The organism is Arthrobacter sp. FW306-1B-F12A, from assembly GCF_058781865.1.
Genome location: NZ_JBYSXD010000044.1, coordinates 11763 through 25055 on the forward strand (window position 1 = coordinate 11763; position 13293 = coordinate 25055).

The 13293-nt window shown below is 64.7% G+C and carries 13 protein-coding genes; 5 read left to right on the forward strand and 8 right to left on the reverse strand.

The window, feature by feature from the left end; all coding sequences use genetic code 11:
• Nucleotides 1-380: 380 nt before the first annotated feature.
• Complete coding sequence (gene aceA, locus AC3WJU_RS17735) at nt 381-1700, reverse strand: isocitrate lyase (protein ID WP_390281768.1); 1320 nt, start codon at nt 1698-1700, stop codon at nt 381-383.
• A 155-nt stretch (nt 1701-1855) separates the two neighbouring features.
• On the opposite strand from aceA, the gene AC3WJU_RS17740 reads away from it, so the two are divergent.
• A complete protein-coding gene (locus tag AC3WJU_RS17740; RefSeq protein ID WP_306963277.1) occupies nt 1856-3367 on the forward strand; it encodes an XRE family transcriptional regulator in 1512 nt (503 codons plus the stop codon).
• 22 nt (nt 3368-3389) lie between these two features.
• On the opposite strand, the gene AC3WJU_RS17745 is transcribed toward AC3WJU_RS17740, so the two are convergent.
• Genes AC3WJU_RS17745 through AC3WJU_RS17755 form a run of 3 tightly spaced genes read right to left on the reverse strand, consistent with a single transcriptional unit; the run spans nt 3390 to nt 4962 of the window.
• Nucleotides 3390-3983 (reverse strand): dihydrofolate reductase family protein, encoded by a 594-nt coding sequence (locus AC3WJU_RS17745; RefSeq protein ID WP_492260481.1) that lies wholly within the window; start codon nt 3981-3983, stop codon nt 3390-3392.
• A 48-nt stretch (nt 3984-4031) separates the two neighbouring features.
• Nucleotides 4032-4565 (reverse strand): DUF6036 family nucleotidyltransferase, encoded by a 534-nt coding sequence (locus tag AC3WJU_RS17750; RefSeq protein ID WP_492260482.1) that lies wholly within the window; start codon nt 4563-4565, stop codon nt 4032-4034.
• A 31-nt stretch (nt 4566-4596) separates the two neighbouring features.
• The gene (locus AC3WJU_RS17755) at nt 4597-4962 is read right to left on the reverse strand and encodes an iron chaperone (protein WP_441432907.1); all 366 of its coding nucleotides are present in this window, start codon (nt 4960-4962) and stop codon (nt 4597-4599) included.
• A 392-nt stretch (nt 4963-5354) separates the two neighbouring features.
• On the opposite strand from AC3WJU_RS17755, the gene AC3WJU_RS17760 reads away from it, so the two are divergent.
• The 3 genes from AC3WJU_RS17760 (at nt 5355) to AC3WJU_RS17770 (ending at nt 8465) form a co-directional block, all read left to right on the forward strand.
• A complete protein-coding gene (locus AC3WJU_RS17760) occupies nt 5355-6056 on the forward strand; it encodes a queuosine precursor transporter (RefSeq protein WP_059388549.1) in 702 nt (233 codons plus the stop codon).
• 214 nt (nt 6057-6270) lie between these two features.
• A complete protein-coding gene (locus AC3WJU_RS17765) occupies nt 6271-6957 on the forward strand; it encodes an ABC transporter ATP-binding protein (RefSeq protein WP_492260483.1) in 687 nt (228 codons plus the stop codon).
• Nucleotides 6954-8465 carry a DUF6297 family protein gene (locus AC3WJU_RS17770; protein ID WP_492260484.1) on the forward strand — a complete coding sequence of 504 codons (1512 nt, stop codon included), beginning with the start codon at nt 6954-6956 and terminating at the stop codon, nt 8463-8465. The genes AC3WJU_RS17765 and AC3WJU_RS17770 overlap by 4 nt, the downstream gene beginning before the upstream one ends.
• Before the next feature lie 63 nt (nt 8466-8528).
• On the opposite strand, the gene tgt is transcribed toward AC3WJU_RS17770, so the two are convergent.
• From tgt to AC3WJU_RS17790, 4 genes are all read right to left on the reverse strand, one after another.
• Nucleotides 8529-9863 (reverse strand): tRNA guanosine(34) transglycosylase Tgt, encoded by a 1335-nt coding sequence (gene tgt, locus AC3WJU_RS17775; protein ID WP_332602641.1) that lies wholly within the window; start codon nt 9861-9863, stop codon nt 8529-8531.
• A gap of 51 nt (nt 9864-9914) precedes the next feature.
• Complete coding sequence (locus AC3WJU_RS17780; protein WP_059388552.1) at nt 9915-10640, reverse strand: SRPBCC family protein; 726 nt, start codon at nt 10638-10640, stop codon at nt 9915-9917.
• Nucleotides 10641-10701: 61 nt separating this feature from the next.
• Nucleotides 10702-11751, reverse strand: coding sequence for a DUF6707 family protein (locus AC3WJU_RS17785; RefSeq protein WP_492260485.1), 1050 nt, complete (start codon nt 11749-11751; stop codon nt 10702-10704).
• 106 nt (nt 11752-11857) lie between these two features.
• Nucleotides 11858-12397 carry an NUDIX hydrolase family protein gene (locus AC3WJU_RS17790; protein WP_059388553.1) on the reverse strand — a complete coding sequence of 180 codons (540 nt, stop codon included), beginning with the start codon at nt 12395-12397 and terminating at the stop codon, nt 11858-11860.
• Between the two features lie 291 nt (nt 12398-12688).
• Between AC3WJU_RS17790 and AC3WJU_RS17795 the strand changes: the two genes are divergently transcribed.
• The gene (locus AC3WJU_RS17795) at nt 12689-13291 is read left to right on the forward strand and encodes a YdeI/OmpD-associated family protein (RefSeq protein WP_492260486.1); all 603 of its coding nucleotides are present in this window, start codon (nt 12689-12691) and stop codon (nt 13289-13291) included.
• Nucleotides 13292-13293 lie beyond the last annotated feature (2 nt).

Here is a 13293-nt window from a genome sequence, read left to right on the forward strand (position 1 = left end):
TTCAATCTCTCCTCAGAGAAGCAAATGTTCGACGGCGGGCCTAGCTGGGTTCGATACGGTGCGTGGCTGGCTCCGGCCTTCGGACCGGCATTGCTCTGCCTGCTATTCCCCGTTTCCGGGTCCGACCTCGCTGAGCGAGGACGGACCCGGAACCGGGGCCCCTTTTACGCAGGCTGCCGCAATACCGGACTCTTCGGCCTCGTGCGCCAGTCGCCAAGCGCCGCAAGGTCGGCGAAGGTGATCCGGAAGCGTGCGTAAAAGGGGCCCTGTCCCCGTCCTCGGCCGAGCTTTGCGAGGCCACAGGACGGGGATGGGGAATAGCACGCGGAGGATTGCCTTTGTCGGCCGCACCGCTGGGGCAGCGGCCCGCCGTCGGGAGGTTAGTGGAACTGGCCTTCTTCGGTGGATCCCACCAGGGCCAGGGTGGATGCGTTCGGGTTGAGCGCAGTTGCGATGTCGTCGAAGTAGCCGGTGCCGACTTCGCGCTGGTGCTTGGTTGCGGTGTAGCCGCGGGACTCGGAGGCGAATTCCTTTTCCTGGAGTTCGACGTAAGCGCTCATGCCTTCGCGGGCGTAACCGTGGGCGAGGTCGAACATCGAGTAGTTCAGGGCGTGGAAGCCGGCCAGGGTGATGAACTGGAAGGTGAAGCCCATGGCGCCGAGTTCACGCTGGAACTTGGCGATGGTGGCGTCGTCCAGGTGCTTGCGCCAGTTGAACGACGGGGAGCAGTTGTAGGAGAGCATCTGGTCCGGGAACTCGGACTTGACGGACTCGGCGAACTTGCGGGCGAGTTCGAGGTCCGGGGTGCCCGTTTCCATCCAGATGAGGTCCGAATAGGGTGCGTAGGCCTTGGCGCGGGCGATGCAGGGCTCGATGCCGTTGCGGACCTTGTAGAAGCCCTCAGCGGTCCGTTCACCGGTGATGAATTCCTGATCGCGCTCGTCGACGTCGGAGGTGATCAGGGTGGCTGCCTCGGCGTCGGTGCGGGCGATGATCACCGACGGTGTGCCCGCGACGTCGGCCGCGAGGCGGGCGGCGTTCAGGGTCCGGACGTGCTGTTGGGTGGGGATGAGCACCTTGCCGCCGAGGTGGCCGCACTTCTTCTCGGACGCGAGCTGGTCTTCCCAGTGCACGCCCGCGGCGCCGGCCTGGATCATGGATTTCATGAGTTCGTAGGCGTTCAGCGGGCCGCCGAAACCGGCTTCGGCGTCGGCGACGATCGGGACCAGCCAGTCCTCGACGGTCTGGATGCCTTCGGAGAATTCGATCTGGTCGGCGCGGAGCAGGGCGTTGTTGATGCGGCGGACGACGGTGGGGACCGAGTTCGCCGGGTACAGCGACTGGTCCGGGTAGGTGTGGCCGGAGTTGTTGGCGTCGGCCGCGACCTGCCATCCGGAAAGGTAGATGGCCCGCAGCCCGGCCTTGACCTGCTGCACCGCCTGGTTGCCGGTCAGCGCACCGAGGGCGTTGGTGTAACCGCCGGTCTTAGCCTCTTCCGTGAGCTGCTTCCACAGCTTCTCGGAGCCGCGCCTGGCCAGGGTGTGTTCTTCGGAGACGCGGCCGCGGAGGCGGACGACGTCGGTGGCCGAGTAATCGCGGGTGACGCCTTCCCAACGCGGGTTGGCAGCCCATTCGAGCTCCAGTGCGGCGGCCTGCTGCTGAGCGGAGGTGGGCTGCCCTGGTTCAAATGCTGCGGTCATTGTTCTGTCTCCTTTGACGCTACTGTGGCGTTTTGCTGTGTATGTCGCCCCGGCCGATCTTCGCTGCGCCTTTGCATTTCAGATCGACCGGGACTTCGTGGTTATTACTTTTCAGCACTTCCACGGGGCTTTCTAGATAAAAACCATGGAAAGAAATGCACTTCTTCGCGTATCCTCAAGAAATGCCACCTGTGAGCTGGAACCGCGAAGTACCGCCGCCGTCGTCGTCCGCTTCCACCGCCGAACTGGACGTCATCAGCCTGGGCCGCCGCGTGCGGTATCTGCGCAAGCAGGCCGGACTGACCCTCGACGACGTGAGTGCCGCCGTCGGGACCGCCCCGAGCCAGCTGAGCCTCATTGAGAACGGCAAGCGCGAGCCCAAACTGGGCCTGCTGAAGCAGCTCGCGGCGGCACTGAATGTCGGCATCGAACAGCTGCTCGGAGCGGAACCGCCCAGCCGCCGGGCGGCCTTGGAAATCGAGCTCGAACGGTACCAGCGCGGGCCCCTGTACGAGTCGTTGAACCTGCCGAAAATCCGTGTCAGCTCGCGGCTTCCACTCGATGTTCTCGAGTCGCAAGTGGGCCTCCTGCAGGAGCTTGAACGCAAGCTCAACGAGCAGGTCGCGACGCCGGAAGAGGCTCGCCGGGCGAACGGCGAACTGCGTGCCATGATGCGCGAGCGCGGCAACTATTTTCCGGAGTACGAGGCCGAGGCGCAGAAGGTCCTCAAAGGCGTTGGATACACGACCGGGCCCTTGAGCCAGCACGTCATTGCGGACATCGCGGACCACCTCGGATTCACGCTCCACCACGTGGGCGACCTGCCCCATTCCACCCGTTCAGTGACCGATCTAAAGAATCACCGAATTTATCTCACACAGAGCCAACGGCAGGACCACGATCCCCGTTCGGTCCTCCTGCAGGCCCTGGGACACTACGTCCTGGGCCACGAGACACCCAAGAACTACGGCGACTTCCTGGCCCAGCGGGTCGCGACGAACTACTTCGCCGCGGCTCTCCTCCTGCCCGAGAACGCCACCCTGGAGTTCCTGCAGAAGGCGAAGGCCGCCAAGGAGATCGCGGTGGAGGACATCCGCGACGCCTTCGCCGTCTCCTACGAAACCGCTGCACACCGCTTCACCAACCTCGCGACGAAACACCTGGGCATCACCACCCACTTCCAGAAGACACACCAGAGCGGCATCATCTACAAGGCCTACGAGAACGACGGCGTGGCCTTCCCCCAGGACCATACCGGCGCCATTGAGGGCCAACCGGCGTGCAAAGCCTGGACTTCGCGTGCCGTGTTCGACGTTCCGGACAAGTTCAGCGCCTACAGCCAATACACCGACACCGTCTCCGGCACCTACTGGTGCACGGCGCGCACGGAGCGATCGGCGGCGGGAGAGTTCTCGCTCAGCATCGGTGTTCCGTACCAGCACGTGAAGTGGTTCCGCGGGAGGGAGACGACGGCGCGGGCTACCTCGACGTGCCCGGACCCGAACTGCTGCAAGCGCCCGCCGGCGTCGTTGGCTTCATCCTGGGCAGGCAACGCCTGGCCGTCCGCCCGCGCCCACTCGCACCTGCTGGCCGCCATGCCGCCGGGCGCGTTCCCCGGCGTCGACGAGACCGAGGTGTACGCGTTCCTGGAGGCGCACTCGGGGTAGTTTCGTGCGGGGCTTTTGGGGTCTACTCCTTGAGGACCGGGTAGCTCAAGTGCGTGACACCCACACCCTCGACGACGGTCGGGTTGCCCAAAGTGAGCGGCGCGTTCCCAACGCGGTCGAACATCCGGATACCGGATCCGAGCAGCAGCGGAACCAGATCGACGCGGATTTCGTCCAGCAGGCCGGCATCGAGGCACTGCCGAATGGTGTCCGGCCCGTGCATGCCGACGATCTTGTCGCCGGCAGCGGCCTTTGCCTGCGCGACGGCGCTTTCCAGTCCGTCGGTGACGAAATGCACCGCCGTGTCGAGGCGGGGCCACCCCTCCGGCATCTGATGCGTCACCACATACGCAGGCACGCCGAACGGGTGCTGGCCGCCCCAAGCGTCGGCGCGGTCGGAGGTGCGTCTCCCGGTGAGCATCGCGCCTACCTCGCCCATCAAAGCCCGTAGGTGTTCAGCGCTCGATTCGGAAACATGGAACGTGAAGCCCGGATTGAAGGTAGGGACGTCGACGTCGCCTGCGAAGTACCAGTCGAAGACCTCGTCAACGCCGTCCTCGAGATCGGCCACGTAGCCGTCGAGGGACATCGACATGAACGCCACTACCTTGGTCATTACCTAGCTCCTTCGGTTTCGGACGGGTTTGGGCCGGCCGGGGCCGAGTCAAACGGACATGGCCCAAGACAAAGCCGCATCCCGTCGAGGCTCGGATGGGTCTATCAGCCTGATTCTGTCCACGAGCCGGACGCGCTCGATGAGGGATGACTCGATGAGTGCAAGAACGAACGCGTGGTCTTTGGGGCGTGCAGCAATGAGCTTCGCCGCGCAGAGATCGTAAGGGTCCAGGCAAAGCCCGGTGCTGTTTCGGGTCCGCTCATTGCGCACGCCGACAAGGCGGTACTCCCAGTCCTCCGGGAGCACCGCGGTCTCCCTTTCGGCCGCTTGTACATAGAACCCGAACTCCTTGTGGAAAGGCGACCACTCGCCAAGCACAGAGTCGATGCTGTCCGCGAGCGTGCCGGCGTCGTCGTCGGAAAACGGCGCGATGTCGACGGCATCCGACATAGTGATCGTGGCAGGTAATTGGTCCTCCGTGAACGATCCCAGAATGGACTGGCTGCCGATCACGATCACCCGGTCGCCGTGGATGACATCCGTGGCGGCCCGGATGGCGTGCTCAAGCTCATCGCGGCGCATGGCTGTACCGTACCCCTGCCCAGGCCGATTGTCAGTACCCGCCCCGTCGCCTCTCGCGCTCTGACAGCAGCGTCGCCACCTCTTCGATGATCTCGTACGGCATAGGCTTCCCGAGGGGGAATTTCAACGTCCCCTTGGCCGCCCGGAACGGGGCGATTTCGCGCTCGAAGTCCTCGCCGCCGTCGGGCACTGGATAGACGGAAATGTGGTGCTTCCACGCCGCGAAATACACGACGTAGTGGCCGTCGAGCGTGATGGTGGGGATCCCGTAACTGATCCTGTCCGCGGCTCCGGGCACTGCTGCCAGGGCCCGCCGTCGGACCTCGTGAAGGATGGGTTGCACCTCGCCGGGTTGCGCCGCGATGTAGTCGTCCACCGTGTCAAAGTTCGCTGCCATGTGCGTCCCTCGCTCCGTTCCGTATCCCGCCGCTCTGCTGGTCTTCGACCAAGCTTGCCGTACCCCGCGCCGCCCCGCCAGAGGGGGTCGAACGGGTCCGGGGCGACCCCGACGCTCGCTCGCTTATGTTGGGTTTGGGCCGGACGCTCGCTCGCTTATGTTGGGTTTGGGCCGGACGCTCGCTCGCTTATGTTGGATTTGGGCCGGACGCTCGCTCACCTGGGGTGACACGCGTCCTGGGCGGTGGCGAGTTCGCCTGACAATTCTCGATTCCCCGATGCGAGAATGGGGAAGGCTCCGCGGTTTGCAGGCGGGTCCACCACCAGTGCTAATACAGCGGGGCGCCGTGCTTACTCCAGCCGCCTGCGCGAACCACTATGAACGGACAAGCTATGACGTCAGCACCAGAATCCCAGACCCTCAGTAAACCCGCGCCGCGCTTCGCGTCGATAGGCTCCCCGTACTTTGGCATCATGCTGGCATGCATGGCCGTCGTGCTGATCCTGTCCAATATTGGCGCTGCCAAAGGCGTCGTCTTCGGTCCGATCATCACCGATGGCGGATTCTTCCTCTTCCCGCTTGCCTACATTCTTGGCGATGTCATGAGCGAGATCTATGGATTCAAGGTTGCCCGCAAAGCGATCATCACCTCGTTCGCGCTGTCAGCATTCGCATCGCTCTGCTACTGGATCATCATCGCGCTGCCGGGTTTCAATGACGACTATGGCAACGCCAAGCAGGCCGCCATCGAAGGCGCACTGGGGCCGGTTCCCCAGATCGTCCTTGCTTCCCTTCTCGCATTCCTGGCCGGCCAGACAATCAACTCCCTGATCCTGGTCAAGATGAAAGCCCGTTCGGGTGAGAGAACTCTCTGGGCCCGGCTCATGGGCTCGTCCGGGGTCGGCGAATTCGTCGACACGCTTATCTTCTGCAGCATCGCGGCGTCGGTCATTGGCATTACGGACTTCGGAAGCTTCGTCAACTACGTGCTGGTTGGCTTCGTGTACAAGGTCGGCGTCCAGTACATCCTCGTGCCGGTGACGTCCTTGGTCATTGGCTGGATCAAGAAGCGCGAGCCCAGCTACTGGGCCTGAGCAGGAAATCCAGGACGGCATTTATGTGAGCGGGCGTCGGGCCGGGACGCGATTTATGTGAGCGGGCGTCCGGCCGGGACGCGATTTATGTGAGCGGGCGTCGGGCCGGGACGGCATTTATGTGAGCGGGCGTCGGGCCGGGACGGCATTTATGTGAGCGGGCGTCCGGCCGTCGGCTCAGGGGAACCGCAGGGAAGTCCGGTAGTTTCAGAGGATGAAGCTGGGAAGCGCCGTTCTGACGGCCGAGAATCTTGTTGCAGGCTATGGCGAGCATGCTGTGTGCGGGCCGCTCGACGTCGAGGTTTTCGCCGGGCAAGTGCTCGGGATGGTGGGCGAAAACGGTGCCGGCAAGTCCACCCTGCTGCGCACGATGATTGGCGCCCAGGCCGCCATTGAGGGCGATGCCCACGTTCTTGGCTTGATGCCGGACGACCGCTCGGCCCTCTTCCGCAGCAAGGTCTCGGTGCTGCTGGACGAGGATGCCTACTTCGATTCACTCACGGTCCGTGAGCACCTTTCCTTGGTGGCCCGTGGGCATGGCCTCGCCAACCCCGACGGGGCTGTGGAGGAAGAGATCGGCTTCTTCGAGCTTCAAACCGCCGCCGATGCCTTTCCCGATCAGCTTTCCTCCGGACAGCGCCGCAAACTCCTCCTCGCCTCGGCATTCATCCGGCCCTTCGAACTGCTTGTCCTGGACGAACCGGAGCAGCGGCTCGATACCCGCATGCGTGGCCTGCTTGCGCAGCGGATCGCCCGGACTGCCAGGAAGAGTGCCGCCGTCGTCATGGTCACGCACGATGCGGACGTCGCCCAAGCGGCGTGCACCCGGGCGGTAATAGTCGACGACGGCGGTGCGCGCGTGGTCAGTACGGACGAGGCTGTGGCAAGGATTCGCCGGTGAGCTTGTCCACTGCTGCCGTAGCGCAGCCGGAGTTCGTGGACTTCGACCCGGAGCGTGCCACTCGAAAGGTGATTCGCCCGCGGGGCCAGTCCTTGCTTTCCAGGCTCAACGAACTGTACATCCAGTTCCTGACGTTCGGCGTCGGCCTGATTTACGCGATTGGCCTCCTCAACGGGCTCACTGCCGCAGCGGAGCATGGCTTCGGCGGCCACCTGATTTCGGTCGGCTACGGCGTGGTCCCCGTTGAATACGGCCTGGTGGTTGGGTTCGGGCTCTTGGGTCTCGCGGCCTATTGGGTGGCGGGCAGGCTCGGGCCACTCGCCATCACGGCGAATCAGCGGCACTGGTGGTACTCGCTGGCTATCGACCGCGAGCCGCTTCTAGCCCGAGGATTGCGTCGCGCAGTCTCGGCTGCCGCCGTCGTCGGAGCCCTCGCCACCATCCCGGTAGCAGTCATCAGCGGTTCGAACGCGATGGTGTTTGCCGGACGGGTCCTGGCAGGGGCACTGACAGGTGCCGCTATTCTCGCGCTGGCCGCGTTCGCCCAGACGCGTTCACGGGCGGCGGCCGGGCAAGGTAGGCCGATGAACTGGCTGTTGGCGGCTGCTTCGGCCGCACTCGGCGCGATGCTGTTCGGGACGCTGCAGGGGAACTGGATCTTCGCCGTTGCCCCTGCTGTCGCTTTGGTTGCGGCGGCGCTCGGGATGCGGAACAAGCTTTCCAGCGTCCGCACGACATCGCTGCTCAAAGCCGGGTCCGCGAGGGGACATGTTCAGGCTGCACTGACGCTCATGGACACCGGGGAACTCAGTGCCTCGCTTTCCAGCGGCGGCAAACGGAGCCGGGTCAAGCTCCCCGGCACGCCCAGCACCGCAGCAGGCGCGCTCTTCCACGCGGAGGCAACTGTACTCGCCCGGCAACCCGGCCGGCTGTGGCGCTGGGGCCTGGGTCTCGCCGTCGTTCCCCTGACCGGGCTGGTCCGGACATTCGATTCGCCCGTCATCCTGCTTCCCGTGCTGCTTGCCGCGGCGATCTTCTCGTCCACAGCGGCGGCAGGGCCCCTTTGGCAATTGCGCATGGCCCCCAGCCTCGACGCCCTCCTCCCGATTTCGAGGACAGCTTCGCGCTGGGTCCACGTCGCGCTGCCGGTCATGCTGATGGGTTTGTGGACGACGGCGGCTGCCGGATTCTTCGTGCTGGCGGGCGGCTTCCGGGTGGAGCTCCTCGTCCTGGGTGCGGCGGCGGGAGGCGGTTTGGGCGCGGGGATGCTGCGACGAGCCTTCCGCCAGCAGGAAGACCTGACCAAGCTCGTGTACCTGATGCAGCTTGGGCGGAGCGGACCCGCCATGCTGGGAACCAGGATCCGGGGCTACGTGCTGTGCCTCTTCGCCCTGGCGCCTTTGGCCTTGGGCATGCTGTTCAACGCGCCGGAGGTTTTGGTGACGCCCGCCGTCGTGCTCAATGTGGTGCTGCTGGTGATCGGCGTGGTGACGGCCGACCGCCCCTGAGGGGCTCCCCGGCGCGATCTCGACGACGACGGCAGGTCGCCTCGCCGGGAAGCGACCGGGACCCTATGAGTAGTACCGCCCCAACGTCTCGGCCTTGAACTCGAAGAAGTCCCCGGATTCGATGGCCAAGCGGGCGTCGTCCACCATCTTCACCACGAAGCGCTCGTTGTGGATGGAGATGAGCGTGTGCGAGAGCAGTTCATGGGCCTTGTACAGGTGGTGGATATACGCGCGCGAATAGTTGGCGCAGGTGTAGCAATCGCAACCGTCCTGCAAGGGTCCGAAATCCGATTTGTAGCGGGCCCCGGAAAGGTTGAACCGACCGGACGGAGTATAAAACGCCGAGTTGCGGGCCACGCGGGTGGGGGAGACGCAATCGAAGGTGTCGGCACCGTTTTCGATGGACGTGAAGATATCGTCCGGCTCGGAGATGCCCAGGAGGTGGCGGGGCTTGTTCTCGGGAAGTTCCTCGTTGCACCAACGCACAATGGTGCCGAGGTTCTCCTTCTCCAGTGCACCGCCGATGCCGAAACCGTCAAAGGGCATCCCACCAAGATCCCGGCAGGCCTTGCGGCGGAGGTCCTCGTACTGCGCCCCCTGGATGACGCCGAACAGGGCTTGGTAGGGCTTGCCCACCCGCTCCGCCGTCAGCCTCTCATGCTCCACCACGCAGCGCTCGGCCCAACGACGTGTGCGCTCCAGGGATTCCTCCTGGTAGCCGCGGGAATTCTGCAGGGTGGTCAGCTCGTCGAAGGCGAACATAATGTCTGCGCCGATCTGGTGCTGCACCCGCATGGAGATCTCCGGCGAGAAACGGTGCCTGTCCCCGTTCAAGTGCGACTTGAACCAGACGCCGTCCTCATCCACGTGCGCCAGCCGCTCCTTGCCAGGGGCCACGGCATCGTCTGGCCCCGACGCATCCACGGAGGTCATGTCGATGACCTTCTTGAACCCCGAGCCGAGGCTCATCACCTGGAATCCGCCCGAGTCCGTGAATGTGGGTCCGTCCCAGTTCATGAAGGCGCCAAGACCGCCCGCCGCGTCGAGGATCTCCGGCCCTGGCTGCAGATACAGGTGGTAGGCGTTGGCCAGCAAAGCCTGCGCGCCGAGCTCCTTCATGGATTCGGGCAGAACGGCTTTGACAGTGGCTTTCGTCCCGACGGCGATGAACGCGGGCGTCTGGATCTGGCCGTGCGGGGTGGTGATGGTGCCGGTGCGGCCCAGGAACTCTCCGCGCTGGCCGCCGTCGTGACGGCTGCCGCCGTCGGCGTTCAAGAAGCCCGACGACGGCGGGCGCGTTTCGCTGAGCCGCGCACCCACCTCGAAGGAAAACGCGGACTGCTGGGCAGCTGCGAGCGTGGACGGATCGGACTCGGAGTTAGACCCGGAATGGGGCACGGAAGAATCGGCTGGCACCGTTACAGTCTGCCAGCCCCGGAGCGTGAATCGTCAGTGCGAATGCACCTCTGTGGGGTAGTTCTCAGCCTTCCAGCTGTCCCAGTGGGAGCGGATCGAGTCCAGGCTGGCCGCGCCCAGGTCGTAGGTCGAAGCGATCACGATCGTGCCGCCGTCGGGCCTCTTCTCCGGAATCACCGGCTGGTCAGCCACAATCAGCAGCCCGTCGCCATGTTCCGCGTAACTGTGGACGGTGAGGCCCACCTGGTGGTTGCTCCGGAACCAGACCTTGCCGGAGAGGGCCTCGCCCGTGGGTAGCGTGAGCGAGTATTCCTCGCCAGGTGCCGGGACGTCGGCCAGTCCAAGTTTCTGGATCCCGGATCCGCTGCCGCCAGGCAGGGAGACAAAATGCGTGCGCCGGTGCCCGTGCGGATGGCGTTCCAGGGCGAATCGGAGCTGGTGCAGGAACGTCAGCCAGCCCTGGGTGATGTCTTCGTCCCACGCGGCCCATTCGGAATCATGGTCCAGGGCTGCCCGCGTCACGCGGACCTCGGTGCCTCCGCTGACCGGGGTGAGCTCGAAGACGTCGCCGCCGTTCACAGTGAGGCTTGTGTGGTCGGGACCCTCGACCACGTCGGTGCTGAAGTAGATCTGGTTGATTTCGTCGCCGAGTTCGTCGGCCTCCCAGCCGTGCCATTGAGCCACGAGCGACGGTTCGCGCAGCGAAGTCCAAACTTGCTGCGCGTCGGCATTAACAACAACGCTCAGATTGTTCGTCATGGCCCGAATCTACCGCCGTTGGCGCGAACGCGACAGGTCTTGCGAAATCCTCCGATAGCGCCTACGCCCGCACGGCCTCGAGTTCGTTCGCGATCCGGTGATCGAGTTCCCCCACGCCCAGCGTGTTCGAGCCGCCGTGCGAGCGGAGGAACAGCAGGGTTTCGAGCCGGAGCAGCCGCCATTCGCGCTCGGCATCGCGGTTGCCGTTGTCGATGGAGCGGAAGATTTCCTTGTCGTAGAGGTTCGGTTCGTTGAGCCCGCGCTGCCGAACTTTGGCGGCGATCCGGGCCTTGAACGGGTCTGTCTCCACGGTGTCCGGGGCTTGCAGGAGTTGATCGTAGACTGCCGCGCGTTCCGTTTGGCCGAGCTCACGGCAAATGAAGCTGGAAAGTGCGAGGGAACGTTCAACGGACATCCACCGGTCGCGGTTTCCGTCGTAGGGGAGCACATTGAGAATATCGGCCACCGCGAGGGCGCGGTCCGGATCCCGCAGCTCGATGAAAAGGTCGTGGGCCAGGTCGCTCAGGTCCCGCAGGCAGCTTCCCGACTTCGTATTGATGCCCTTCACGAGGCGCTCGCTCAGCACCGCGACCCCATTCCGGCCGGGGTGGGCTTCGCCAGCGGCGCCCACGATGTTCTCGGGAGAGTCTGTCGGTTCGGGGATCAGGGCGAGCTGCGCGGGATCCGGCCCCGCCGGCCGGCTGACAGTCGGTGCCACCGGAGGCAAAGGAGGCACGACGACGGCGGGAACGGCTTCCGCGGGCGCGTCGCCGCCGTCGGAGGTACCGCCGTCGGGCGCGTCGCTAGTATCCGGCTCCAGGGCCGGCTCTTCGGCGAGCGGGGCCGGAACTTCGGCGAGCGGCGTGTCGGCGACGTCCGGGATGGCGGTCGCTTCGCCCACCGGAACGCTGGACCCGATCGCGATCCGCACGTTCCCGCCGTCGAGCGTGGTCACAAGGATGAGCGCGGGCACGCCAAAATCGTCGTGTTCGAGCTCGATCTGGGTGATTTGCTCCGCGGGACCATCACCAGGGAGGAACAGGTAGTCCCCGATTTGCAGGGCCCCAGCCTGCTTTTCACGGTACTGCTGGTCGGCTGGGCTGTGAGTCATCGGAAGTCCTTTGGTTCTCTTGGGGTCCGCCCAACAGTCTATAAAACCCCACCGAGCAAATCGGGGAGGCGGCTATTACCCGCGCTGCCGCTACTAACTGCGCGGGCTACTGTCCGACGCCGGCGAAGGCCAGAGCCTGGCGCACCAGATTGCCGCGGCCGCCGCTGAATTCCTGCTGGACGTCGTCGCTGAGGATTTCCTGCGGAGTCATCCACGTCAGCTCGAGGGCGTCCTGGCGAGGTTCGCACTCGCCCGTCACGGGGATGACGTAAACAAGGGACACGGCGTGTTGGCGGTCGTCCGTGAAGCCGGTCTGCGACGGTGCCGGGAAGTACTCGGCCACCGTGAACGGCACGGGACTGACGGGCAATTGCGGGAAGGCCAGCGGGCCGAGGTCCTTTTCCATGTGGCGCAACAGCGCGGCCCGGATAGTTTCGCGATACAGCACGCGGCCGGACACGAAGGAACGGACCATGGTGCCGTCAGCGTCGCCTTGCAGAAGGGTGCCTACCTCGTTGACGAATCCGAGCGGATCCAGACGCACGGGAACCGCCTCCACGTAAACCATGGGGAGGCGGCCGCGGGCTTCGAAGAGGTCTTCATCGGAAAGCCAGCCGGAGTACGGGTCAGGGGTACGAACACTCATGGTTAAGTTCTACCCCATCCCGTGCTGTTCCATGCCGTACGAATCAGACAGCTAGGATTGCGTCGAGCCAAACTCCTGCACGCTCGCTCACTTATGTCGTCGAATCGGGCGACGCTCGCTCACGTATGTGGCCAAACTCGGGATCCCCCGCTCAGATGATCTGAGCGAGCGTTTCCGGAAAGGCCGATATACGTGAGCGAGCGTCGGGGTAAGGGCCCATATAGGTGAGCGAGGGTTGGGCGTGAAGTCAGTGGGCTTTCGCCACAGCCTAGCTGGCACCAGAATGGGGCCATGGCTGTTGAACTTGAAGAACTGATCGTCAAAGATGCTGCCGAGTGGCGGTCCTGGCTCGAAAAGAACGGCGCCGATAGCCCGGGCGTGTGGCTCGTGCTGCACAAGAAGGGCGGCAACGTGACGGAACTCGATTACGCCGCGGCCTTGGATGAAGCGCTTTGCTTCGGCTGGATCGACGGCCAAGGCAGAAGGCGCGACGACGAAAGCGTCTACCAGCGCATGACCCGCCGCGGCCCCAAAAGCCCATGGTCCAAGCGGAACGTGGGGCACATTGCCCGTTTGGAAACTGAAGGCAAGATGGCTCCGGCCGGCTGGGCCGCCGTCGACAGCGCCAAGGCCGACGGTCGTTGGGAAGCTGCCTATGTGGGCCAAGCGGACGCGGAAGTCCCCGAGGACCTCGCCGCCGCCATCGCCGCGGTTCCCGAAGCCCAGGCGATGTTCGATGTGCTGACCGCGGTCAACCGCTATTCCCTGATCTACCGCACCAACTCGGTGAAGAAGGCGGAGACGCGGGCCAGGAAGATCGCTGGCTTTGTCGAGATGTTGGCGCGCCAGGAGACCCCGTATCCGCAGAAGAAAAAGCCCGCGGTGGCAGAGTAGGA